The organism is Stenotrophomonas sp. 89682_Sma, assembly GCF_056481405.1.
This window is the reverse complement of sequence record NZ_CM151147.1, coordinates 3,461,993-3,483,822: the sequence shown is the minus strand read 5'-3', so window position 1 is coordinate 3,483,822 and position 21,830 is coordinate 3,461,993. Positions and strand designations below refer to the sequence as shown.

23 protein-coding genes are annotated in these 21,830 nt (G+C 68.0%); 10 read left to right on the top strand and 13 right to left on the bottom strand.

Annotated elements, in window-relative coordinates:
- Positions 1-18 precede the first annotated feature (18 nt).
- Positions 19-1,656, top strand: coding sequence for an acyl-CoA dehydrogenase family protein (locus ACZK29_RS16220; protein WP_111205261.1), 1,638 nt, complete (start codon positions 19-21; stop codon positions 1,654-1,656).
- Between the two features lie 311 nt (positions 1,657-1,967).
- On the opposite strand, the gene ACZK29_RS16215 is transcribed toward ACZK29_RS16220, so the two are convergent.
- The 3 genes from ACZK29_RS16215 to ACZK29_RS16205 form a co-directional block, all read right to left on the bottom strand.
- A complete protein-coding gene (locus ACZK29_RS16215; protein ID WP_006461120.1) occupies positions 1,968-2,378 on the bottom strand; it encodes a hypothetical protein in 411 nt (136 codons plus the stop codon).
- Positions 2,379-2,535: 157 nt separating this feature from the next.
- Positions 2,536-2,877, bottom strand: coding sequence for a hypothetical protein (locus ACZK29_RS16210; protein ID WP_005410581.1), 342 nt, complete (start codon positions 2,875-2,877; stop codon positions 2,536-2,538).
- A 124-nt stretch (positions 2,878-3,001) separates the two neighbouring features.
- The gene (locus ACZK29_RS16205; protein ID WP_111205260.1) at positions 3,002-4,177 is read right to left on the bottom strand and encodes a thiolase family protein; all 1,176 of its coding nucleotides are present in this window, start codon (positions 4,175-4,177) and stop codon (positions 3,002-3,004) included.
- A gap of 183 nt (positions 4,178-4,360) precedes the next feature.
- Here ACZK29_RS16205 and ACZK29_RS16200 point away from each other — a divergent pair, with 183 nt between their 5' ends.
- Positions 4,361-7,207, top strand: a complete 2,847-nt coding sequence (locus tag ACZK29_RS16200) for a S8 family serine peptidase (protein WP_478446238.1) — start codon at positions 4,361-4,363, stop codon at positions 7,205-7,207.
- Between the two features lie 45 nt (positions 7,208-7,252).
- Here the strand turns inward: ACZK29_RS16200 and ACZK29_RS16195 are convergent, their stop codons facing one another.
- Positions 7,253-8,350: a Glu/Leu/Phe/Val dehydrogenase dimerization domain-containing protein gene (locus ACZK29_RS16195; protein ID WP_005410578.1), complete on the bottom strand. Its 1,098-nt coding sequence runs from the start codon at positions 8,348-8,350 to the stop codon at positions 7,253-7,255.
- Between the two features lie 278 nt (positions 8,351-8,628).
- Here ACZK29_RS16195 and ACZK29_RS16190 point away from each other — a divergent pair, with 278 nt between their 5' ends.
- The gene (locus tag ACZK29_RS16190) at positions 8,629-9,705 is read left to right on the top strand and encodes an HDOD domain-containing protein (protein WP_111205258.1); all 1,077 of its coding nucleotides are present in this window, start codon (positions 8,629-8,631) and stop codon (positions 9,703-9,705) included.
- A gap of 8 nt (positions 9,706-9,713) precedes the next feature.
- Here the strand turns inward: ACZK29_RS16190 and ACZK29_RS16185 are convergent, their stop codons facing one another.
- From ACZK29_RS16185 to ACZK29_RS16175, 3 genes are all read right to left on the bottom strand, one after another.
- On the bottom strand, positions 9,714-11,279 hold the full coding sequence (locus tag ACZK29_RS16185) for a phospholipase D family protein (protein WP_478446237.1): 1,566 nt from the start codon (positions 11,277-11,279) through the stop codon (positions 9,714-9,716).
- Positions 11,280-11,377: 98 nt separating this feature from the next.
- On the bottom strand, positions 11,378-12,076 hold the full coding sequence (locus tag ACZK29_RS16180; protein WP_111205256.1) for an RNA pseudouridine synthase: 699 nt from the start codon (positions 12,074-12,076) through the stop codon (positions 11,378-11,380).
- 47 nt (positions 12,077-12,123) lie between these two features.
- Entirely contained in the window at positions 12,124-12,624 is a 501-nt protein-coding gene (locus ACZK29_RS16175; RefSeq protein WP_014038064.1) for a M48 metallopeptidase family protein, read from the bottom strand.
- A 62-nt stretch (positions 12,625-12,686) separates the two neighbouring features.
- Here ACZK29_RS16175 and ACZK29_RS16170 point away from each other — a divergent pair, with 62 nt between their 5' ends.
- Together ACZK29_RS16170 and ACZK29_RS16165 are read left to right on the top strand one after the other, a co-directional pair.
- Positions 12,687-13,244, top strand: coding sequence for a DUF2058 domain-containing protein (locus tag ACZK29_RS16170; RefSeq protein WP_111205255.1), 558 nt, complete (start codon positions 12,687-12,689; stop codon positions 13,242-13,244).
- A 169-nt stretch (positions 13,245-13,413) separates the two neighbouring features.
- On the top strand, positions 13,414-13,680 hold the full coding sequence (locus ACZK29_RS16165) for a DksA/TraR family C4-type zinc finger protein (RefSeq protein WP_111205268.1): 267 nt from the start codon (positions 13,414-13,416) through the stop codon (positions 13,678-13,680).
- A gap of 519 nt (positions 13,681-14,199) precedes the next feature.
- On the opposite strand, the gene ACZK29_RS16160 is transcribed toward ACZK29_RS16165, so the two are convergent.
- Together ACZK29_RS16160 and ACZK29_RS16155 are read right to left on the bottom strand one after the other, a co-directional pair.
- Positions 14,200-14,793, bottom strand: a complete 594-nt coding sequence (locus ACZK29_RS16160) for a mechanosensitive ion channel family protein (protein ID WP_111202542.1) — start codon at positions 14,791-14,793, stop codon at positions 14,200-14,202.
- A gap of 36 nt (positions 14,794-14,829) precedes the next feature.
- Entirely contained in the window at positions 14,830-15,009 is a 180-nt protein-coding gene (locus ACZK29_RS16155) for a hypothetical protein (protein WP_111202543.1), read from the bottom strand.
- A gap of 126 nt (positions 15,010-15,135) precedes the next feature.
- On the opposite strand from ACZK29_RS16155, the gene ACZK29_RS16150 reads away from it, so the two are divergent.
- From ACZK29_RS16150 to ACZK29_RS16140, 3 genes are read left to right on the top strand one after another with little or no spacing between them, the layout of a single operon-like run.
- Positions 15,136-15,714 (top strand): RNA polymerase sigma factor, encoded by a 579-nt coding sequence (locus ACZK29_RS16150; RefSeq protein WP_012511790.1) that lies wholly within the window; start codon positions 15,136-15,138, stop codon positions 15,712-15,714.
- Positions 15,711-16,244, top strand: coding sequence for a hypothetical protein (locus tag ACZK29_RS16145; protein ID WP_049426786.1), 534 nt, complete (start codon positions 15,711-15,713; stop codon positions 16,242-16,244). Before ACZK29_RS16150 ends, ACZK29_RS16145 begins: the two co-directional genes overlap by 4 nt.
- A 10-nt stretch (positions 16,245-16,254) precedes the next feature.
- Positions 16,255-17,136 (top strand): DUF4097 family beta strand repeat-containing protein, encoded by an 882-nt coding sequence (locus tag ACZK29_RS16140; protein WP_005414223.1) that lies wholly within the window; start codon positions 16,255-16,257, stop codon positions 17,134-17,136.
- A 49-nt stretch (positions 17,137-17,185) separates the two neighbouring features.
- On the opposite strand, the gene ACZK29_RS16135 is transcribed toward ACZK29_RS16140, so the two are convergent.
- The 3 genes from ACZK29_RS16135 to ACZK29_RS16125 form a co-directional block, all read right to left on the bottom strand.
- The gene (locus tag ACZK29_RS16135) at positions 17,186-17,368 is read right to left on the bottom strand and encodes a hypothetical protein (RefSeq protein WP_005410566.1); all 183 of its coding nucleotides are present in this window, start codon (positions 17,366-17,368) and stop codon (positions 17,186-17,188) included.
- Between the two features lie 11 nt (positions 17,369-17,379).
- Complete coding sequence (locus ACZK29_RS16130) at positions 17,380-17,631, bottom strand: YkgJ family cysteine cluster protein (protein WP_239504056.1); 252 nt, start codon at positions 17,629-17,631, stop codon at positions 17,380-17,382.
- A gap of 269 nt (positions 17,632-17,900) precedes the next feature.
- Positions 17,901-19,262: an Hsp70 family protein gene (locus ACZK29_RS16125; protein WP_111202545.1), complete on the bottom strand. Its 1,362-nt coding sequence runs from the start codon at positions 19,260-19,262 to the stop codon at positions 17,901-17,903.
- 182 nt (positions 19,263-19,444) lie between these two features.
- On the opposite strand from ACZK29_RS16125, the gene ACZK29_RS16120 reads away from it, so the two are divergent.
- Entirely contained in the window at positions 19,445-19,780 is a 336-nt protein-coding gene (locus tag ACZK29_RS16120; RefSeq protein WP_005414225.1) for a zinc ribbon domain-containing protein YjdM, read from the top strand.
- A gap of 6 nt (positions 19,781-19,786) precedes the next feature.
- Here ACZK29_RS16120 and ACZK29_RS16115 read toward each other — a convergent pair whose 3' ends face one another.
- Complete coding sequence (locus ACZK29_RS16115; protein ID WP_111202546.1) at positions 19,787-20,938, bottom strand: transglutaminase-like domain-containing protein; 1,152 nt, start codon at positions 20,936-20,938, stop codon at positions 19,787-19,789.
- A 240-nt stretch (positions 20,939-21,178) separates the two neighbouring features.
- Here ACZK29_RS16115 and ACZK29_RS16110 point away from each other — a divergent pair, with 240 nt between their 5' ends.
- Positions 21,179-21,781, top strand: a complete 603-nt coding sequence (locus tag ACZK29_RS16110) for an HD domain-containing protein (protein WP_099552096.1) — start codon at positions 21,179-21,181, stop codon at positions 21,779-21,781.
- Positions 21,782-21,830: the final 49 nt, after the last annotated feature.

The window sequence follows — 21,830 nt, the reverse complement described above, 5'->3', positions numbered from 1 at the left end:
GCCGCCAGGAAGGAACGGATGAGCGGACCCGGCTTCAGCAGCAACGCCCCCTTCGAAACCCATGTGGTGCTGAACCAGCCACCGCCCTTCGCCGGTCGCCAGTTGTGGACCGATGATGCAGGGTTGATGGAAGCGGTGAAGCGCGAGGGGGCAGGCAGTTTCGCGCCGCGGCTGGCCGCATATGGGGCACTGGCCGGCGACGAGTTGTACCGGCTCGGCTTTGACGCCAACCGTGATCGCCCGCGCCTGCGCACGCACGATGCGCAGGGCCATCGCATTGATACGGTCGAGTTCCACCCTGCGTACCACCAGCTGATGGCCGCAGCGAAGCAGCATGGCGTGGCGGGTTTGTCCTGGCATGAGCCGCAGCCCGGCGCGCATGTGGCGCGTGCGGCACTGAGTTATCTGCACCACCAGGCCGAAGCCGGCACCAGTTGCCCCTTGACCATGACCCATGCGGCGGTGGCGGTGCTGCAGTCACAGCCGCACCTGTCCGAATGGGCGCGCAAGGCCGCCGCGCCGGTCTATGACCCGCGTGATGTGCCTGTGGCGGACAAAGCCGGCATCACGCTGGGCATGGGCATGACCGAGAAGCAGGGCGGTTCGGATGTACGCGCGAACAGCACGCGCGCCGAGCCGATCGATGGCGAACGCTACCGCCTGGTCGGCCACAAGTGGTTCTTCTCCGCACCGATGTGCGATGGCTTCCTGGTGCTGGCGCAGGCGCCGGGCGGACTGACCTGCCTGCTGATGCCGCGCCGCTTGGCCGACGGTGACCGCAATGCGTTCCGGCTGATGCGGCTGAAGGACAAGCTCGGCGACTGGGCCAATGCGTCCAGCGAGGTCGAGTTCTGTGGCGCGCAGGCATGGCGTGTGGGTGAAGAAGGGCGTGGCGTGGCGACCATCATCGGCATGGTGATGATGACCCGCCTGGACTGCATGCTGGGTGCGGCCGCGGAGATGCGCATGGCGCTGGCGCAGGCGCTGCATCATGCACGCCATCGGCGCACCTTCGGCAAGTTGTTGGTGGAGCACGCGTTGATGGCCAATGTGCTGGCCGACCTGGCGCTGGAGTCGGAAGCGGCAACCGTGTTGGCGATGCGCATCGCGCGGGCGGTGGATCGCGCTGGCGAGGATGCCAGCGAAGCCGCGTTGGCGCGGCTGGGGACTGCACTGGGCAAGTACTGGTTGTGCAAGCGCGCGCCGTGCTTCGTCAACGAAGCGCAGGAATGCCTGGGCGGTGCGGGTTACGTTGAGGAGTCGATGCTGCCGAGGCTGTACCGCCAGGCGCCGTTGAATTCGATCTGGGAAGGCAGCGGCAACATCCAGTGCCTGGACGTCCTGCGCGCGCTGTCACGCGAGCCGGAAGCAATGGCGGCATTGCGCAGCGAGCTGGCCGCGGTGGCCGATCTCGATGCGCGTTACGCAGCTGCATTGCAGCGTTGGGCAGCGGCGCCAGCGCCTGAGGAATCGCAGGCGCGACTGTTCTGCGAGCGCACTGCGCTGCTGCTGCAGGCGGCGCTGCTGCTGCGTGCGCGCAGTCCAATGGCGGAGGCGTTCGTGCGCAGCCGATTGGACGGGGAGCACGGGCTGGCATTCGGGACGCTGCCGGCGGGATTGGATCTGTCGGTGATGCTGGCGCGCGCGATGCCGTAGGGGACGGCCAACGGCGGAGCCCCTCGTGGTGGGCGCTGATGCCGATGGGGGGCCGCGCGGGTAGGCGCCGCGCAGGGGGCGCCGTGAATACGTCCTTGTAGGCTCGGGCGCGCCATCCATGGCGCTTACGCCCCTGCGCAGCCTACCCGCGCCGCCTTGGGCACATTCCGTGCGCGTCCATCACGGAATCAACAGAGAAGGCGGAGAGCGAAAAGCGAAAAGCCGCGGCAGTGCCGCGGCTTTTCCTGTAACGCCGGGCCGATGCCCGGCTGCCTGGTAGCGCCGGGTCATACCCGGCGAACGCGGAGGCCTCAGTGCTTGGCTTCTTCCTTGGCGGCATTTGCCTTCGCGTCATTGGCCACATCGCGGGCCTTGTCGGCGACCTTCTGCGCGGCGTTGGCGGTGGCGTCGCTGGCGTGCGCAGCGGCGTCGGTTGCGGCGTCCTTGGCCTTGTCGGCGGCGTTGGCAGTGGCGTCTGCGGCCTTGTCCAGCGCCTGCTGGGTATCGGCGGCGGCCTGTTCGGAAGCAGCGGCGGTCTTGTCGGCGGCTTCGCGGGTGGCGGCAGCAGCCTTGTCGACGGCGTCGCGGGCGGCAGCGCCGGCGCTGTCGGCCGCCTGCTGCGCGTCCTGCTTGGCCTGTTCGGCTTCGGGGCCCTTGCAGGCGGCCAGGGCCAGCAGCAGGGAGGCGGCCAGCAGGGTGGTGGTGATCGGACGAATCTTCATGGCGGTCTCCGGCACTGCAATGGATGGGGACGCCAGCCTATTCATGCCGTTGTGAAGACCGGGTCGCGATGCAGGGGCTTGATCGCCGGCATCCACGCAAAGAAAAAGCCGCTGGCGAACCAGCGGCTTTTCCAGAACAGCGTGAAGAAAGAAGTTATTACTTCTTGGCTTCTTCAGCAGCGTCCTTGGCCTTCTCAGCGGTGCCTTCAGCAGCCTTGGCAGCGTCAGCAGCAGCGCCGGCAGCAGCGTCGGTGGCAGCACCGGCGGTCTGGGCAGCGGCGTCGGTGGCAGCGTCAGCAGCGGTGGCGGCGGTGTCAGCGGCCTGCTGGGCAGCGTCGGCGGTCTGGGCGCCAGCAGCGGCGGCCTGGTCGGCAGCAGCCTGGGCTTCGGTGGCGGCTTCGTTGGCCGAAGCAGCGGCGTCCTGGGCAGCTTCCTGCTTCGAGCAGGCGGCCAGGGCCAGAGCCAGGGACATCGCGACCAGCAGCTTGTTGATGCTCATTGTGTAAATCCTCGTCGTTAGAATTAGGCAACGCGCATGCTGCGCGCCGACAACATGATGACAAGCCAAGATTGGGTGTCAAGCGATCCCGCATTCATTTTTGCGAAATCATCGTTAAATCTTTTTAAATCAATTCGATGGCGATTGCCGTTGCTTCGCCGCCGCCGATGCAGAGGGTGGCAATGCCGCGCTTGCCACCACGCGTGCGCAGAGCGTTGACCAAGGTCACCACAAGACGTGCGCCGGAGGCACCGATGGGATGACCCAGTGCGCAGGCGCCGCCATTCACGTTGAGCTTGTCGTGAGGGATGCCCAGTTCGCGCATCGGGGCCATCGCCACCACAGCGAAGGCTTCGTTGATTTCGAACAGATCGACCTGGTCCAGCGACCAGCCGGTCTTGTCCAGCAGCTTGTGCAGCGCGCCGATCGGGGCGGTGGTGAACCACTCCGGTTCCTGCGAGTGGGTGGCGTGGCCGACGATGCGGGCCAGCGGGGTGATGCCTCGCGCGGCAGCGTCCTCTTCGGTCAGCAGCACCACCGCGGCGGCGCCGTCGGAGATGCTGGAGGAACTGGCGGCGGTCACGCTGCCATCCTTCTTGAAGGCCGGACGCAGGGTCGGGATCTTGGCGATGTCGGAGCGCCCTGGCTGCTCGTCGGTAGCGACCTCGACCTCACCCTTGCGGGTGGCGACCTTCACCGCGACGATTTCATCGGCAAACGCGCCATTGGCCTGGGCAGCCTGCGCACGCTTGACCGACTCGATCGCATAGGCGTCCTGCTCTTCGCGGCTGAACTGGTACTTGTCCACCGCGCACTCGGCGAATTCGCCCATTGCCTTGCCGTCGTAGGCGTTGACCAGGCCATCGTGGGCCATGTGGTCGACCGCCTGGAAGTTGCCGAAACGGTTGCCGGTACGGGAGTTCGGCAGCATGTGCGGGGCGTTGGACATCGATTCCATGCCGCCGGCGACCACGATGCTGGCCGAGCCGGCCTTGATCAGGTCATGGCCGAGCATGATGGTCTTCATGCCCGAGCCGCACACCTTGTTCAGCGTGGTGGCACCGGCCGACAGCGGAATGCCGGCGGCGATCGCGGCCTGGCGGGCGGGCGCCTGGCCGAGGTTGGCCGGCAGCACGCAGCCCATCAGGACTTCAGAAACGTCGCTGGCCGGGACACCCGATTGTTCCAGGGCGGCGGTGATGGCGGCCGCGCCGAGGGTCGGGGTCGGCACGCCGTTGAACTGGCCGAGGAAGGAGCCGATGGCGGTGCGCTTGGCGGCGGCGATGACGATGTTGGACATGGCAATCTCGTTGATGCGTAAGCAAAGTTCGGAAAGGAGACCGGAGGCCGTTGGATGCGCCCCGGTTTCCCGGCAGACTGCGTGGGGGTCGGCCCAAGTATAGAGGGTCGGGGAGGGCTGCCGCTGTGCGGCGCCGAACGCCTGCCGGGATGAAGGCAGGCCAACGTTCACGGGAAGGAATCGATGGAGCGAACGATGATGGTGAGGTCTGTGCTGGCAACCGCGCTGGCGATGGCGCTGACAGCCTGTGGTGGAGGCGGCGGAGGCGGCAGCAACGTGCGCGTCGACCCGCCCCCGACCACGCCGACACCTCCAACCACGCCGCCGCCGCCGACACCACCGCCGGCCAAGCCGCAGGAGCCGGCCTTTGACGCGCATCTTTCAGTCACCAACGCGCGTGCCGCACAGGCCGCCGGCCTGACCGGGCAGGGCGTGCGCATCGGCATCGTCGATTCGGGCGTGCAGCGCAACGCGGTGGCCTTGAATGGTCGCGTGCTGGCCAACTTCAATTACATCGATCCCGCCAGGAACAACCTGGCGGTTGATGACGTGGTCGGGCATGGCACCGCCGTGGCCAGCCTCGCCGCCGGCGCAGCAGTGGGGACCTGGCCGGGCGGTATCGCGCCAGGCGCCCAGATCGTCTCGGCAAGAATCATTTCCGACAAGCCGCCGACCGACGACGGCAGTGGCCAGGGCAATGCCTTCAGTGGGCCGCTGGGCGTGGCCCAGGTCCACCAGGACCTGATCAGCTACAACGTGAAGGTGATGAACAACTCGTGGGGCGGCCTGTACTGGACCGATCTGCCGACCACCGCGCAGGTAGCCGCCGAATACCGGCCGTTCGTGATCAACCACGGTGGCCTGGTGGTGTTCGCCGCCGGCAATGACGGCCGCAGCGAGCCGAGCAGCCTGGCCGCGCTGCCCAGCCAGAAGGGCGTGGCAGGCACGCTTCCGGCGGCCGATCTGGAGCGCGGCTGGCTGGTGGCCACGGCGGTGGACCCGTTTACGCCGGGCGCGCTGGCCAGCTATTCGAATGCCTGCGGCCAGGCGGCCCGCTACTGCCTGGCAGCGCCGGGCAGCGCGGTCTACCCGGATGCCAACGGTGGCAGCTACTACTGGAACTACGGCACCTCGTTCGCCGCGCCGCTGGTCTCCGGTGCGGCGGCGCTGGTCTGGCAGCGCTTCCCCTACTTCAACAACGATCTGGTGAGGCAGACCCTGCTGGGCACTGCCAAGGACATCGGTGCGCCCGGCGTGGATCCGGTGTTCGGCTATGGCCTGCTCGACATCGGTCGCGCGATCAACGGTCCCGGTCGCTTCGACTGGGGCGATGTGGTTGCCAACGTTGATGCCGGCTCGACCAACTCGATGTGGAGCAACGACATCACCGGCAGCGGTGGCCTGGTCAAGCAGGGCGGAGGCAAGCTGGTACTGGCCGGCAACAACAGCTATTCCGGCGCCACCCGCATCGAGCGCGGCATCCTGACGCTGCAGAACGGTGGCGTGATCCGTTCAAATGTGACGATCCTCGCCCAGCCCGACCCGGATTCCACCGGTCTGCAGTTCAACGGTGGCACGCCCCGGGTGATCGGCAATGTGGTCAACGGCGGCAGCGTGTTCCTCACCACCGGCAATACCACCGGCACCATCGAGGGCAACTACACCCAGCAGCCCGGCGCGCAGCTGATGATCGCGCTCGGTGCCAACGCACTTCAGGTCACCGGCAACGCAACGATCAATGGCGGCGTGCGTGTGCACGGCTTCGTCTCCGGCTATGTGCCGCAGAACGGAACGCGCCAGGACCTCATCCACGCCGCGGGTGGCCTGAACGGCACCTTCAGTACCCAAGCCACTTCCACCGGCCTGCAGGGGCTGACTCTGGTGGCACCCACGTATGGCTACGACAGCAACAACGCCTGGTTGAACGTGAACCAGGTCAGCGTCACCGGCGCAGCCAGTGGCCTGAGCGCCTCCGCACAGGCCGCAGCGCAGCGCCTGGAAGGCGCATTCGCAGTGCTCGACGGCAACACCGGCCTGCAGGGATCGCCCTTCGGTACGGCAGCCGGTGCGCTGCAGTGGGCCGGAGGCGGCCAGCAGGGCCTGGCCGACAGCCTGCAGAGCTTGTCCGGCCAGGCGCATGCCCGCGCCGAGGCTGCCACCTTCGACAGCATCGACATGTCGCGGCGTGCGATTGCCGAGCGCTTCGATCGTGTACAGGCCACCCCGCGCCTGCGCGGGAGCTGGCAGAGCGCGCTGGGTGAGGCGGGGCAGGGCAGCTTCGCCGGCAACGCCGCCGACAGCCGGGGCTGGATGGCCGGCCAGGATCTGCCGCTGGGCGGCAACGGCCTGATGGGCGTCGCCTTCGGTGAGACCCGCAGCAATGGTGGCAGCAGTTTCGGCGGCGATCGCGGGCGTGATCGCCAGGCGCAGGCACAGTTGTACGCTGGCTGGAACCTGGGGCGTGGCTATGCGCTGGCCCAGTTCGGCAGTGGCCAGTTCACCCGCGCGCTGGATCGCCAGCTGCTGCTGGGTGCGGGCGCCTATGGTGTCTCGGCGCGTTACGGCGGGCGTTTCAGCAGCGCCAGCGTGGAAGGCGGATATCGCCTGGGCCGCGCAGGCGCTTCGTTGACGCCCTACCTCGGTGCCAGCACCACGCGTGTCGATACCGATGCGTTCAATGAGCTGGGCGGTTTCGGCTTCGGCCTGCGTGGTGATGCCACCCGCGCGCAGCGCAGCCAGATGCTGGCCGGCATCCGCGGCGAGCGTGGATGGGGGCGTTGGACCCTGCGTGGACACGCCGAGTGGCAGCAGCGGCTGGACGGCGGTGACGCCGCTTGGCAGGCCAGTTTTGTCGGCGTGGATGCATGGGCGCCGCTGGCAGGCTGGAATGCGCCGCGTGGCAGTGCGCTGATCGGCCTGGCGCTGGAATCGTGGTGGGGCCGCAATGGCCGCTTGAGCCTGGGCTTCGACCAGCGTATCGGTGGCGAGGGCGCGCGGCAGGCTGCGTTGCGCTACAGCACCGGGTTCTGAGCAATCGGTCGCGCCGGGAAGACTCCCAGCGCGACGTCTGCAGCCTCAGCCGCCGCGCAGGTTGCCCAGGCGCGGCGTGCTGCGGCCCAGCGGCATCTTTAGCTTGCCGATCGACAGGATGCGGCTTTCCGCAATGCGGTCGGCCGCACGCTGCGGCGCGATGTTCTCGCGCTGCGACAGTTCGAAGATGCGGGTGAGGTTGTGGTAGATGCTGCGGATCAGGCGCATCGCGCGTTCGCGGTTGTAGCCGTCGATTTCCAGCGACACGTTCATCACGCCGCCTGCGTTGACCGCGTAGTCCGGGGCGTAGAGGATGCCGCGCGCATGCAGTTCGTCGCCGATCTCCAGGCTCGACAGCTGGTTGTTGGCGGTGCCACAGATGATCTTGGCCTTGATCCGCGGCAGGGTGTCGGCGTTGATCGCACCTTCCAGTGCACAGGGTGCGAACACATCGGCGTTCACCTCGTGGATCTCGTCCGGCTTGACCGCCTCGGCGCCGAAATCGCTGACTGCACGATCAACCAGCGCACTGTCCAGGTCGGTGACATACAGTTTGGCACCGCGGTCACGCAGCAGTTTCACCAGTTCCATGCCGATGTGGCCCAGGCCCTGCACCGCGATGCTGGTCTTGCCCACTTCCTCATGGCCGAACTTGAAGCGCATCGACGCCATCAGTGCCTGCAGTGCGCCGTAGGCCGTGAACGGCGCCGGATCGCCGGAGCCACCATGGACCTGGTGCACGCCGGTCACGAACTGGCTCTCCAGGTAGATGTTCTCCATGTCGTTGACGTCGGTGCCAACGTCCTCGGCGGTGATGTAGCGGCCGCCCAGCGAATCGACGTAGCGGCCGAAGGCGCGGAACAGTACCTCGGTCTTGTCCGTCTTCGGGTCGCCGATGATCACCGCCTTGCCGCCGCCCACGTTGAGCCCGGCCAGCGCATTCTTGTAGGTCATCGTCCGGCTCAGCCGCAGCACATCGGCCAGCGCCTCGTCGGTGCTGGCGTAAGGGCGCATGCGCACGCCGCCCAGGGCCGGGCCCAGGGTGGTGTTGTGGATGGCGATGATCGCCTTCAGGCCGGCATCGTGGTTGTGGCAGAACACCACTTGTTCGTGGCCGGTGGTGGCGAGGGTTTCGAATAGCATGGCGTCTCCGATGGCGCGAACAGCGGCGAACTGCAGCGAACGGCCAGTGAACGGTAGGGTCCCAAAACAAAAAAAGCGACGTCGTCAGTGCAGGGGGACGGGTCGCGCGGCGCCATTCTAGTCCATTCCCCCGGTCGCTGCCGTCGACATCGGCGCCCTTCCGGTTAAAGAAGATGAAAGTGCGGCCGATGCTGCGACGACGGCGGGTGGCCGGATTCGCGTGAAGAGGCAGGGCGGTCAGTGACGGCAAGGGCACCACAACGACAGGGCGGGCGGCGATGACGCCGGCCTGGTGGCGATCGCTGCGCGCCTGGCTGGCGCGGTCGACCGGGGCGGCTCCGCTGCGCCTGGCGGCCGTGTCGCGACAGGCCGTCGCTGCTGCCGCGGCCAGCCTGCAGGGCGAGGCCCTGCAGGCTGGAGAGATCGCCGCGCACCTGCAGCGCGGCCTGCACGCACTGGCCCTGTACCCACGGCTGGCCGGCGAGCCTGCCCCCGTCCAGGATCCGGCACTGGGCGAAGCGGTGGCGCGCGCGCTGCAGGACCGTGACTGGGCCGCCCGGCACCTGCCGCGGCGCCCGCAACTGTTGCCGCAGCTGATCCAGACCGTCAACGACGATGCCGCCTCGGCACGGGTGATGGCGGCGATCATCGGGCAGGACCCGGTGCTGACCGGCAATCTGCTGCGCATCGCCAACAGCCCGGCCTACAAGGTGCATGAGCGGCCGGTGGAAAGCCTGCAGCGTGCGGTGACCCTGGTCGGTACCGAGGGCGTGCGCCAGATCATCAGCGCGGTGCTGGTGCAGCCGGTGATGCAGGTGCAGTGCGGCATGTTTCCGCAGTTCAGCACGATCATCTGGGAACACGCACTGCTGGCCTCGCGTGCGGCCGCCGATCACGCGCGCACGGTCACCTTCGGTGATGCCTTCGCTGCGCAGTGGCTGGGCCTGGTGCAGGGGCTGGGATCAGCGCTGGTGATGCGCCAGTTGCTGCAGGAAGCGCAGGCGCGCGACGAAGCCGTGGAGCCGGCGCTGGCCCTGCAACTGCTCCAGCAATGGTCGTTGCCGCTGGCACAACGCGTGGCTGCAGCCTGGGAGCTGCCCGAGCCCGTGCACCAGGCACTGGCGCCGGAGGCCGATGGCCCACTCGCCGACAGCCTGCGTCTGGCCAGCGCCGCAGCGGCGGCCAGCCTGCTGTGCCGGCATGGACATGCCAGCCAGAGCCGCATGCTGGCCCTGCTCGAACAACTGCCGTCGGCGCCGCCGCACGCGCTGCGCTGGATCTGGCGGCGCCTGCATGGGCGCAGCGTGGAGACGCGGGATGAAGCCGGCCAGGAAGAGGTCGGTCCGGTGCGCTGAGGGTGGGGTTACAGCTGCGATTCCACCGGCAGCCAGCTGATCACCCGCGCGGTCCAGCGCTTGCCGGGGCCGGCACCGGGCTCGGGTTCCACCCAGTGCGGTGGTGGCTGCCGTTCCAGCCAGCGCAGGTCATCGTCGTGACCGAGCGCCAGCCACCAGCTGTGTTCCGGGCTGGCCAGGCGCAGGTATTCGTTGCGCAGCTGCGCCCCCAGTACGGGGTCGTCGAACAGCACGCCCATCTCGGTATTGAGATAGGCCGAGCGCGGGTCGAGGTTGAACGAGCCGACGAAGCCGCGCCGGTCATCGACCACGAACGCCTTGGTATGCAGGCTGGCGCCACTGCTGCCGAACAGGCTGGTATCGGGCCTGCCGTGTGCCTTCAGTTCGTACAGCCGCACGCCGGCCTTCAGCAGCGGAACGCGGTAGCCCATGTAGCCGCCGTGTACTGCGGCCACGTCGTTGGCGGCCAGCGAGTTGGTGACCCCGCCAACCTGCGCACCGCGCGCGGCCAGCGTCGACAGCGCCTGCACGCCATCATGGCCAGGCACGAAGTAGGGGGAGATCAACAGCGCACTGCTGCGGGTGCTGTGCAGTTCGTCGCTGAGCGTGCTGACCAGCCAGCTGCGGCGATCATCGCCACGGTGCTTCATCGGCGGATCGGAGGCGATGCGCACGTTTGCGCTCCAGTGCAGCGGATCCGGGCTGGGGCGTTGCAGGCGGCGTGATTCGGCCACGCGTTGCAGGTAGGGCTGTGCCTTGGCATGCATCGCATCCAGGTCCGACTGGCGTACCAGTTGCTGCAACTGTGCATCGGTATACGAGGCCAGCGCAGAAATCGGGACGGCCGCGCTGCTGTTCCAGTAGTCGTCGAAGATCCGGCTGGCCTGCTGCACCGCCGGCCCGGCCACCACCAGGTCCAGATCCTGGAAGTTCACGTCGTTGCGCGCGCTGAAGTATTCCTCGCCGATGTTGCGGCCGCCGACGATCGCGATGCGGCCATCGGCGATCCAGCTCTTGTTGTGCATGCGGTGGTTCACGCTGAAGGCGCGCTGCACCAGCTCTAGCGTGCGCGCGATGCCACTGCGGTTGCGGAACGGGTTGTACAGGCGCAGCTCGATGTTGGGATGCGCATCGAGCGCCATCATCAACGCATCCTTGTCCTTGGCGTTCATGTCGTCGAGCAGGATGCGCACGCGCACGCCGCGCTCTGCAGCGTCGTACAACGCCTTGGCCATCAGGTGGCCGATCAGGTCGTCGTGCCAGATGTAGTACTGCAGGTCCAGGCTGCGGCCTGCCTGCGCGGTGATCATCGCGCGTGCGGCGAAGGCATCCATGCCATCACTGAGGAAGGCCACGCCGGACTTGCCGGGATGGGCGTCCTGCAGCGGCTCGATCTCCCGGTCGATGCGGGTCTGTGCCGGCTGCAGCGGCAGCACCTGCGAGGGCGTGCCCCGTGCCTGCGGAGTGAGATGGTCGGCCAGCAGCAGGCCGGACAGCACCAGCAGCGACAGCGCAGCGAGAATGATTGCAGCGATGCGCAGCAGGCGTCGCCATAAGGGCTTGGACAGGCTCATGCCCCGATGGTAGATCCACGCCGTGCGTGGCAGAAGATCTGCAGGATCAATCTGGGGTCAGAGCCCTTGCCTGCGGCAAGGGATCCGCCCCCGGAGCCTTAGAACCGCTCGTCGCTGCCCAGGTAGCGCCACTGGCCCGGCGGCAGCGGCCCCAGCGCCACGCGGCCAATGCGCAGCCGGCGCACCGCGGTCACCTGCAGCCCGGCGGCCGTTACTGCTGCACGCAGGCCCTTGGCGGTGAGCCCCTTGCCGGCGAACCGCAGCCGCTGTTCGCTCTGCCAGCTGACCTTGCCGCCGCCGGCCTCCTGCTGCAAACGCGCCATCAACCAAGGCCCGCGCTCTGGGCCCTCGTCGGCCACTTCGATCAGGTATTCCTGTTCGGTCCGGCCCAGGTTGCGTTGCAGATGGGCCAGCGTGGCGGGGTCCTGGCTGACCACCACCAGGCCGCTGTCGCTGGCCGGAAGTGCAGCGGCCAGCTGCAGGCCATGGAAATGCCGCTGCAGCGGGCGGACGTCGCTGGCATCGAGTTCGCTGCGGCTGTCACTGCTGACCAGCGCGCACAGGGTTTCGGCGGCGACACCGGCGGGCTTGTGCAGCAGCATGCTGGCCCGTTCGGCCTTTTCATCGCTGGCCTGCTCCGCCACTACGATCACCGCGCTGTCATCGACCGGGCGCTGCGGCTGTTCCACCACGTCGCCATTGACCGTCACCCAGCCGCCCTCGATGTAGCGCCGCGCTTCGCCGCGCGGGATACCGAGCAGGGCGGACAGGTGTTTGTCGAGACGGATCGGTTCCATGGCGGGCAGGTCGGGCTGGGGGCGCGCAGTGTAGCTGCTGCGGCCGGTCAGCGCTGGCCGCGGTTGGCCAGCTCGGTCAGGTACAGGCGGGTATCGAACTCCAGTTGCAGGTAATCCGGCTCCATGTGCTGGCACAGCTGGTAGAAGGCCTTGTTGTGGTCGGCTTCCTTCAGGTGGGCCAGCTCGTGCACCACGATCATGCGCAGGAACGCCGCCGGGGCCTGGCGGAACACGGTGGCGATGCGGATCTCACGGCTGGCCTTGAGGCGGCCACCGTGCACGCGGGAAATGGCGGTGTGGGTACCCAGCGCATGCTTGATCACCTCCAGCGTGTTGTCGTAGCAGACCTTGTTGAGCGGCACCGATTTGCGCAGGTAGCGATCCTTCAGGTCCTGGGTGTAGTCGTACAGCTGGCGGTCGCTGCGCACCTCGTGCGGGTCGGGGTAGCGCTGCTGCAGCCAGGGGCCGAGCTTGCCCTGCGCCAGCAGTTCGCTGACCTGGGCGACCAGGGGTTCGGGATAGCCGGTGAGGTACTTCAGGACTGCCATGCAGGGGCGGCGGGGCGTCGGTAGAATGGGGCATCCAAGATTACACGCGGTACGCATCGACCATGGCAAAGCCCAACGCGCTGCAGGAACAATTGCTCAAGGCCGGCCTGGCCAAGAAGTCCCAGGCCAGCGCTGCCGCGAGCGCGCAGGCCAAGGCCCGCCAGGGCAAGGCCGAATCGACCTCGGCCGAGGTCCAGCGCGAGGCCGAACGCGTCCGCGCCGAGAAGGTCGAACGTGACCGCGCGCTGGCCGCCGAGCGCAATGCGCAGGCCCGCCAGGCTGAACAGAAAGCCCAGGCCAGGCAGATCATCAGCGCCCACGCTGTGCCCCACAAGGGCGACGACGAGTACCGCTTCAGCGATGGCGCCGCGATCCGCACCCTGCTGATCGACCCCAAGCTGCGCAAGGCGCTGTCGGTCGGCGTGCTGGTCATCGTTGCCCACGGCGACGGTTACGCCGTGTTGCCGCGTGCCGCCGCCGAAAAGGTGCGTGAGCGCGCCCCGGAGGCGATCATCGTCGACCACGGCCAGCCGGGCTCGACCGCCGAGATCTCCACCGGCAATGCCGAGGACGACGCCTACTACGCGCAGTTCCAAGTGCCGGACGACCTGGTCTGGTAAGCAAAAAGGGGACGGACGGGATAAGCCGCAATCGGCCTGGTCGGATCCGTCCACTTCCTGCTCGGCTTGCTGAAGGCTCGCCGAGCATGGCTCGGCTCAACCCAGGTCTGCTCCTTTGGGCGCGGGTGTATCGTCCCCATATCAGGCGACACACCTGCGGAGGATGGCCATGGCCACCGGTTGGGCGGGAGACGGCGCGGTCCAGGACCAGATCGACGCCACCGTCGACGATGCGATCGCCCGTGCGCGGCGCCAGCTGCGCGAGGGCCCGGGTCTGGAACACTGCGAGGAATGCGACGCGCCGATCCCGTTGGCGCGGCGCGGGGCCGTGCCCGGGGTACGGCTGTGCGTGGCGTGCCAGCAGGCGCATGACGACGAAGCGCAGGCGCATGCCGGCTACAACCGGCGTGGCAGCAAGGACAGCCAGTTGAGGTAAGGGGGTTCGGCAGGGCTGCGCCCTGCACCCGCCGAAGCAATGTCAACGTCAAAAGCGGGCATTTCGTGGGGTGGCGGGGCGGTATCGGATTGCGGGGACGCCGCAAGTACGTCCATGTAGGCTTGGCAGCCGCATCCATGCGGCTGACACCCCGCACTCCGATACCGCCCCACCTCTGACAGATTCCGGCGGCTGTTGGTGGGTGTCGACCTTGGTCGACACATCCGTCAGATATCGAACGAGTCATCCACGCATGGCGTGGATCTACCGTGTCGACCAAGGTCGACACCCACCAGGGCAATACGTCCGTTCCGGCAGCTCGCGGAAATCTGTCGAAGGCGGGGTGGGTCCGGTTGCGGGAGTGTCCGCGGCATGGATGCCGCGGCCAAGCCCCCAGGGATGGGTTCACGGCGTCTCCCGCAACCGGACCCACCCCGCCCTCCCACGGATAGCATGCTTTTGCCGTTGCCGTTGCTCCAAGCAGGTGCAGGGCTGCAAGCCCTGCAAAGAAAAACTCCCTCAGCCGTCGCCCTGGATGCCGCCGGGGGCCTGCGCCGGATCACGCCAGCGGCGCACCGTGCGCTGGAAGAACAGGTTGTTCGGCAGCTGCAGCACGGTGCCCTCGTGGCCGTCGCCGGTTTCCTGCAGCGTGGTGTAGATCAGGTTCACGTCGATCACCCGCCCCTTCAGGCCGGGCTTCTCGCCGTTCTCCAGCACCTCGATGTAGTCATGCAGGCGGAACGGGCGTGTGGTGAAGATCAGCAGCGTGCAGAAGATGTTGGAGAGCACGCTCCAGGCCGCGAAGAAGGCCACTGCGCCCACGGCCGCGAAGCCGGTGAACGCGGTCCACAGCACTGAAGGCTTTGCGCCGAGCAGGCTGAGGATGTACAGCAGGGCGCTGAAATAGACCACGAAACTGGTGATCCGACGCGCGCCCATCACCATTTCCGGCGGCAGCGTGTAGTGCTCGGCGAAGCGCCGGATCAGGCGGCGGGCGAGCACCCGCAGCAGCCAGGCAACCAGCAGCACCAGTGCGATCTGCAGGGCAACGCTCGCGTAGTTCAGCCACGGGTGGCTCCAGGCCGGCAGGTGATCCTTCAGCGACAACATCATGGCGGCGACGACAGGTGGCAATAACGGCCCTCGATGTTACCCGGCGCGTGCAGTGGATTCGACCGCTGGGGTCCAGGCCAGGCAGACCAGCTCCTGGCGGTGCTGCTGCAGGCAGGCGCGGCCGTTGTCTGGACGCAGCTGCAAGGACAGGCCCAATGCCTGCAGCAGTACGCAGGCGGCGATCACCAGCAGGGCGGCGCAGGATGGGCTGGACATGGCAGAACTCCTGGACGGCAGATTCGCGAAGGACCTTCCATGGATGCGGCAGCCGTCGAAAAGGTTGCATGGCATCGGCCGTCGATCAGCTCTAAACCTTTTTCCGGGTCGCGGCATCCAAGGGATATGCTCGACACCACCATGCCCGCGCCGCCTGCCGCCAACGACGCCGTCGACGAACCCGCTCTGGTGCGGGCGGCGGCCGCGGGCGATACCGCTGCCTATGAACTGCTGTACCGGCGTCACGCGCCGCGTGTATTCGCTGTCCTGTGGCGGTTGTGTGGCGGCCAGCAGGCACGTGCCGAGGATGCGCTGCAGGAAGCGTTCCTGCAGGCGTGGAAGGCGCTGCCGGGGTTCCGGTTCGAAAGCAGCTTGTCCACTTGGCTACATCGGTTGGGCGTCAACGCCGCGCTGATGGAACTGCGCGGGCGTGCTGCCGGGCAGGACCACGACAGCCTCGACGAAGTGGACGGGGGGTTGCAGGAACTGGCGGTACACGACCGCTGTGCCGGCACCGAACGCGACCTCGAACGGGCGCTGTCGACACTGCCGCCACGGGCACGTGCGGTACTGGTACTGCACGACATCGAAGGCTGGAAACACCAGGAAATCGCCGAACAGCTGCAGATGGCCGTCGGCAGTTCCAAGGCACAGTTGCATCGTGCGCGCGGCCTGTTGCGCGCACGGCTGGGAGACATGACATGAATACACACGACCACGATTCCGACCACGATCTACTGGCACGGCTGCGCGCGCTGCCAAGCGAGCGCGACGTACCCACCGATGGCTGGGCACGCCTTTCGGCCCAGCTGCCGCCGCGTGAGCCGCAGGCGGCACCTGCGCCGGGCGACAACGTGGTGGCCCTGCCGAACCGTTCGCGTCGGCGTTGGTGGTTGCCGGTGGGTGCGGTGTTGGCGGCCAGCCTGGCGGTCTACGCCGTGGCGCCGTGGCGCCATGCGCAGCCAGAGGTGCCGGTACCTTCAGCACTGCAGTTGCAGGCGGCGGCGATGACCGAGCAGTACCAGCAGGCCGTGGCCGCGCTGCCCGATGGACGGGCGCCGGAATGGCAGCCGGCCCTGCATGAACTGGATGAAAGCGCGGCGCAGATCCGTGCCGCCCTGGCGCAGGACCCGCGTGCGCCGCACCTGCTTGGCCAGCTCAAGCGTACCTACACGCTGCGGCTGGAACTGACCCGGCAGGCGGCCTATGCCGCCGAGTCCGGCTTGACGACCTGAGGAGACCCCCATGACCCGAACCCTGATTTCCTGCTGTGTCGCGCTGCTGCTGGCCCCAGCCGTGGCGCTGGCCGATACCCGCATCGACGAACGCCATACCCTGGCCGCGGGCGGTCGCATCGAGCTGAGCAACGTCGCCGGCAAGGTGACCGTGCGTGGTTGGGACCGCAATGACGTGCAGCTGACCGGCACGCTCAGCGACGGCCTGCAGCTGCGCCAGGAGAAAAGCGCCAACCGCGTGCGCTGGGAGATCGAGTACCCGCGCCGCAGCAACAACGGTGGGGCCACGCTGGTGCTGAACGTGCCGCGCTCGGTGGAACTGTTGCTGAGCACGGTCAGCGCCAGCCAGGACATCAGCGGGATCGACGTGCGACGGCTGCAGGCCGACACGGTCAGCGGCAGCCTGAGCGCTGCTGGCCGCAGTGGCGACAGCAAGCTCAACACGGTCAGTGGCAGCGTCAGCGCACGCCTGCAGACGCCGAAGCTGGATGTGAACACCGTCAGTGGCCGGATCGAGGCCGGCGGCGGTGTGTCCGGTGATATCGGTGCGCAGACGGTGTCCGGACGGGTCGAGGTCGACGCCGGGCGCGTGCAGCGGCTGGCGGTGGAGACCGTCTCGGGCAGCATCGACCTGGCTGCAGCGGGATTGGCGCCCGGCGGCCGCATCAATGTCGAATCGGTCAGTGCGTCGGTCACGCTGAGCCTGCCGCGCACGGTGTCGGCACAGCTGTCGGTGAACAGCTTCAGCGGCTCGATCAACAGCGATGCCGGTCAGGTGGAACGGCCGCGCTATGGGCCGGGCAGCCATCTCGATACGCGTCTGGGCGGCGGTGATGGAGACATCCGCATCCAGTCGCATTCGGGCAGTGTGCGGGTGCGGCTGGACCGCTGAGCACGGTCCGGCAGGCCGCGGCGGCAGCGCCGCCGCGGTCGGAGCTGGGTCAGCTGGCTTTCTTCAGCGCCCAGGTGGTGCCGAGGACTTCGATCTTGCCACCGGCCTTGCGGAACGCTGCCAGGTCCGAAGCGATCGAATCGCTGCTGACCACGGTGCTGGCGGCCGCGCCCTTGCGTTCGCTGCGGATGCTGTTGCTGGCCTTCGCGGGGGTCTTTGCCTTGCGGGGCATGGTTGCTCCTGTCAGGTGGAAGGGGAGGAAAGCGCCCAGGCATCGGCCTGGCGCAGGTAGTCCTGCCGCTCGCGGCGGCAGTCATCGCCGCCCATCGAAAACTGGCGGCAGATCGCCGGGCGCTGCGAATAGATCGTGCAGCGCAGGTGATAGGGATCGATCGCCGCGCACCAGCCTTCCTCGTTGCGCGCCATCACGGCACGGCCGTGCGCGTCGCGCGAGAGGAACTGGCCGGGCACCTGGTCGCCGGGCTGCAGCAGCACGGGCAGCCGGCAACAGACTGCGTCACAACGGCGGCAGTCGATGGGTGCAGGTGTTGCGTCAGGTTGTAAGGCCTCAGGGGCCTGGCGGGTGCCCAAAGCGGGTCTCGATGGCGGCTCCGGTAATACGCGGACCATGAACGAGCCAGGAAGGCATGGCCGCTAGGCCCGCAGGGCGGGCCGGGCTGCACGGTGGACACACCGGCGTGGCCGGTGGAAGGTGCAGCTGGGATCTAGCCGACCAAGAGTAACTTAGACCGCGTAACGTTTTGTTAATCCTGGCTGGCTGCCGCCAGCGCCAGGCCCTGGACCACGCCCAGCGAGGGTTCGCCGTGGACCATGCGGGCGCCCGGGAAGGCTTCGGCCACGGCCTGGCGCAGGTAGCCGGCACGGGACATGCCGCCGGTCAGGAACACCGCATCCGGGTCGCCACCGATGTCGCTGCGGACCTGGGCCAGCAGTTCGCGGATCTGCTCAAGGTAGCCATGGGCGGCGGCGGCCAGGCCGTCGGCGCTGCTGTCGGCATGCAGATCGCGGGCGATGTAGTCCAGCGTGCTGCGGTGCTCGCTGGCAGCGCTCAGGGCGATCTTGGCGCGTTCGACATCGCGGTACAGGCGGGCGGTATTGCCGGTGTCCTGCAGCGCCTGCAGGCGGTCGCCCCACGGTGCGTCCACATGGTCGTACTTGTGCAGGCGGAACTCGCGCTGGCGGGTCATGTCCTGCACGGTGGCCGCTTCCACATAGTGGTGGGCCGGCACGCGGGTGATGCCGCGGCCGAACAGCGGCATGTAGCTGGACAGGCTCAGCGCCAGGTCGATGTCGGTACCGCCGCGGGCGATACCCCAGGCACGGTGGATGCGCGGGGCATCGTCGCCGCCGACTTCGGCATGCGCGATGTCGGTGGTGCCGCCGCCGATGTCGACGATCACCGCCTGGTGCCGCTCGCGGCTTTCGGCGTGGTAGTGCATGGCCGCCGCGGCGGGTTCCTCGAGGAAATCGATCTGGTCGAAGCCGGCCTGGGTGGCGGCCTCGCGCAGGATGTCCAGCGCCTGGTCGTTGCCGGCTGCGCCGATCGAGCTACGGAACTGCACTGGGCGGCCGAGCAGGGCCGAGCGCAGCGGTTGACCGAGCTGGGCACTGGCGGTCAGGCGGATGTGCTCGAGGATGTGCGCGGCGATGCCGGTGATGGTCTGCTTCGCGCGCGGGTGCAGGTTGTAGCCCAGCATCGACTTCGGGCTCTGCACCAGGTTGCCTTCGTGTTCCTCGAAATAGGCTTCCAGCGCGTCGTCGCCGTAGACCGCGTTCTGCAGCAGGTCGCTGGCGCTGCGTTCCTTGCCGGCATGGGCTTCCATCCATTCCCGGCGCAGCGCGCGCAGGGCTTCGCGGCGCAGCGCCTGCGGCGTGCGTTCCTGGCCGGCGGCACGGGCCGCGCGCGCAGCGCTGTCGATCATCTGCTGCAGCTGGTGTTCCTGGCCGTCATCGAGCTGGAAGTCGTCCGGATCGGGCACCACGCCAGGGAAGTACACGCTGGTGCGGAACTGCTCGGCGTCGCCGAAACGGATCGGCAGCAGCTTCCCCTCATGCACGATGGCGGCGGCGGAGTTGCTGGTACCGAAGTCGATGCCGAGGCGCATGGGGAGTTCCGGGGGCGGTCAGGGGCCGCGCACTCTGCTGCAGTTCGCGGCCGACTGCAAGCTCCAGCGTCGCGGCAGCTCCAGCTCCGGTCATGGCGGTGGCCGGGCGCCTGCCAGGGAACTGGCGCCCCGGACCGGGCGGTTACAATGGCCGCTGTTGATTCACTTTGAGGTACTTGCCGATGTCGTCTGTTCCCGCCTGCCCGCAGTGCACCCTGGAAAACACCTATGCCGATGGCGCGCTGTGGATCTGCGCCGATTGCGGTTTCGAATGGACCGCCGAGGAAAGCGCCGGTTCGACCCTGGTCGTGCGTGACAGCAACGGCAATACCCTGCAGGCCGGCGACACCGTCACCGTGATCAAGGACCTGAAGGTGAAGGGTTCCTCGATCCCGCTCAAGCAGGGCACCGTGATCCGCAACATCCGCCTGGTCGAAGATGATGCCGAGCACATCGAAGGCAACTCGGACAAGATCAAGGGCCTGGTCCTGAAGACCTGCTTCCTCAAGAAGGCCTGATCGGTCTCAGCGCCTGGCCTGCTGCTGCGCGCGCCAGCGGGCCAGGCTGTCCAGCTTGGCCTGGTAGCGTGCCTGCTCCGGTGCACCGCCCAGAAGCTGCGCGCGGGTCAGTTCACGGTCGGCGCGTTCAAGCTGCCCGGACAGGAAATACACGCGCGCCAGCCCGAAGTGGAACTGGTGTGCGGTGTCATACAGGCGCACGGCCTGCCGGTAATAGCGGATGGCTTCGGCCAGCTTTCCGGCCTGCTCGGCCTGCGTGCCCAGCATGTACTGCGCAAACGGGTCCTCACGCTGCACCGACTTCAAGCGTCGCTCCAGGGCCTTGGCCTGCGCATCCAGCCCAAGCTGCCGATACAGCGCGCTGGCATTGGTCAGCGCCGCATCCTGGCGACCGTCCAGGCGCAGGGCGCGGTCCAGTGCCTGCCGCGCCGCATCGGTGTTGCCCTCACGGTTGTCGAGCACACCCAGGTTGTTCCAGACCGAGGGGAACGCGCGATCCTGCACGACCGAGGCATTGAAGAACGCGCGGGCGCCGACGAGGTCTCCATCTGCCATGCGTTCGGCACCACGATTGTTGTAGAAGTGGGCCAGTGCACGCGCGCGGCTGACCGGCTGCGGGCCATGGCGGTCGTAGAGCACGTTGCGATCGAGGTCGACCGTGGCGTAACGCCCCGCGATCTCCACGCCCGCGTTGACGTGGCCCACGCTGTAGACCACGCCGGCGTCCTGGTCCTGGTACCAGGACACCACCTGGCCGACTTCCTGCACGCGGGCCTGGATGCCAGCCTCGCGCGCCAGTGCCACGAACATCAGGGTGAAGGCGAGGCAGTTGGCGCGGCGCTGCTGCCAGACTTCGCCCACGGTGTAGGTCGCGTTCGCGTCGTACTGCAGGTCCAGTCCCTGGCGGCCGAAGATCATTTCCACCAGCGCCTGCAGCCGCTGCTCGCGCGATGAACTGCGGTCCATCACCTGCGCCTGCAGCATCGCGCGCATTGCGGGAGGAATCGCGAAGACCTGTTCCGGCGAGGGAATCTCCACCGGGGTGATGCTTCCGATGGGCGGGATTGCATCGGTGCGCGGCTGGTCCTGTGCGCAGAGTGGCGCGGCCATCAAGGCGGCCAAGGCCAGGACGAAGATGCGGGCGGCAGGGCGGTACATGACAGTTCCCGGCAGCGGCGGGCGCTCCCGCCTGCAGCGAGTGTAGACCCGGCGGCGCCGCGCCGCAGTGACCGTTGGTCGGCGCGTGGCCGGCACGGCGTTTCATCCACAACCGATGTGGACCAGCGCTCGACAAAGCTGTGGACAACCGCGTCCAGGCCTCACCGGGCAAGCGTTGTGAGTGCGTGGTGAAAAAACAACCAGCTTGCCGCAGGGCAGCGCAGGCGAGATGATCCGGGTATGGATTTCTCTCCGCTGACGCTGGCTCCAGCGCAGTGGCAGGCGCTGCAGGACAGCTACGCAACGCCGCCCCGCGCCTACCACCACTTCGGACACGTACGCGCGGTGCTGCAGCACTGCCAGGACGTGGCTGACGGCCCGGGCTGGCAGGGGCCCGCCGAGGTGTACCTGGCCGTGCTCTACCACGACGCGATCTATGTGGCCGGGCGCAAGGACAACGAAGCGCGTTCGGCGGCGCTGGCCCTGCAGGCGATCGCACGGGCCCCGGAACTGGCCGGCGTCGACGCCGCGCGGGTCGAGCAGTTGATCCTGCTGACCGCCCGTCATGGCGATCTGGGCCCGGACGACGTTGATGCCGAGGCGGCGCTGTTCCTGGACTGCGACATGGCGATCCTGGCCGCGCCCGAGCCGGTGTTCGCCGCTTACGATCGTGGCGTGGCCGAAGAGTACAAGGGGGTCGTGCCGGGCTTCCTGTACCGCGCCGGGCGTCGCCGTTTCCTGCAGGGGCTGCTGCGTGCGCCGCGCATCTTCCTCAGCGACTTCTTCCACCAGCGCCTGGACGCGGCCGCGCGGGAAAACCTGCGCCGGCAGCTGGCCCGCTGAGCCGGCCCGGTACACTGGGGCCTGCTTCCACCGATTGTCGCTTCCGACT

Coding starts and splice junctions, on each gene's coding strand:
- ACZK29_RS16220 (WP_111205261.1), top strand. CDS start 19: ATGAGCGGACCCGGCTTCAGCAGCAACGCCCCCTTCGAAACCCATGTG.
- ACZK29_RS16215 (WP_006461120.1), bottom strand. CDS start 2,378: ATGAAGATTCGTCCGATCACCACCACCCTGCTGGCCGCCTCCCTGCTG.
- ACZK29_RS16210 (WP_005410581.1), bottom strand. CDS start 2,877: ATGAGCATCAACAAGCTGCTGGTCGCGATGTCCCTGGCTCTGGCCCTG.
- ACZK29_RS16205 (WP_111205260.1), bottom strand. CDS start 4,177: ATGTCCAACATCGTCATCGCCGCCGCCAAGCGCACCGCCATCGGCTCC.
- ACZK29_RS16200 (WP_478446238.1), top strand. CDS start 4,361: ATGGAGCGAACGATGATGGTGAGGTCTGTGCTGGCAACCGCGCTGGCG.
- ACZK29_RS16195 (WP_005410578.1), bottom strand. CDS start 8,350: ATGCTATTCGAAACCCTCGCCACCACCGGCCACGAACAAGTGGTGTTC.
- ACZK29_RS16190 (WP_111205258.1), top strand. CDS start 8,629: ATGACGCCGGCCTGGTGGCGATCGCTGCGCGCCTGGCTGGCGCGGTCG.
- ACZK29_RS16185 (WP_478446237.1), bottom strand. CDS start 11,279: ATGAGCCTGTCCAAGCCCTTATGGCGACGCCTGCTGCGCATCGCTGCA.
- ACZK29_RS16180 (WP_111205256.1), bottom strand. CDS start 12,076: ATGGAACCGATCCGTCTCGACAAACACCTGTCCGCCCTGCTCGGTATC.
- ACZK29_RS16175 (WP_014038064.1), bottom strand. CDS start 12,624: ATGGCAGTCCTGAAGTACCTCACCGGCTATCCCGAACCCCTGGTCGCC.
- ACZK29_RS16170 (WP_111205255.1), top strand. CDS start 12,687: ATGGCAAAGCCCAACGCGCTGCAGGAACAATTGCTCAAGGCCGGCCTG.
- ACZK29_RS16165 (WP_111205268.1), top strand. CDS start 13,414: ATGGCCACCGGTTGGGCGGGAGACGGCGCGGTCCAGGACCAGATCGAC.
- ACZK29_RS16160 (WP_111202542.1), bottom strand. CDS start 14,793: ATGATGTTGTCGCTGAAGGATCACCTGCCGGCCTGGAGCCACCCGTGG.
- ACZK29_RS16155 (WP_111202543.1), bottom strand. CDS start 15,009: ATGTCCAGCCCATCCTGCGCCGCCCTGCTGGTGATCGCCGCCTGCGTA.
- ACZK29_RS16150 (WP_012511790.1), top strand. CDS start 15,136: ATGCTCGACACCACCATGCCCGCGCCGCCTGCCGCCAACGACGCCGTC.
- ACZK29_RS16145 (WP_049426786.1), top strand. CDS start 15,711: ATGAATACACACGACCACGATTCCGACCACGATCTACTGGCACGGCTG.
- ACZK29_RS16140 (WP_005414223.1), top strand. CDS start 16,255: ATGACCCGAACCCTGATTTCCTGCTGTGTCGCGCTGCTGCTGGCCCCA.
- ACZK29_RS16135 (WP_005410566.1), bottom strand. CDS start 17,368: ATGCCCCGCAAGGCAAAGACCCCCGCGAAGGCCAGCAACAGCATCCGC.
- ACZK29_RS16125 (WP_111202545.1), bottom strand. CDS start 19,262: ATGCGCCTCGGCATCGACTTCGGTACCAGCAACTCCGCCGCCGCCATC.
- ACZK29_RS16120 (WP_005414225.1), top strand. CDS start 19,445: ATGTCGTCTGTTCCCGCCTGCCCGCAGTGCACCCTGGAAAACACCTAT.
- ACZK29_RS16115 (WP_111202546.1), bottom strand. CDS start 20,938: ATGTACCGCCCTGCCGCCCGCATCTTCGTCCTGGCCTTGGCCGCCTTG.
- ACZK29_RS16110 (WP_099552096.1), top strand. CDS start 21,179: ATGGATTTCTCTCCGCTGACGCTGGCTCCAGCGCAGTGGCAGGCGCTG.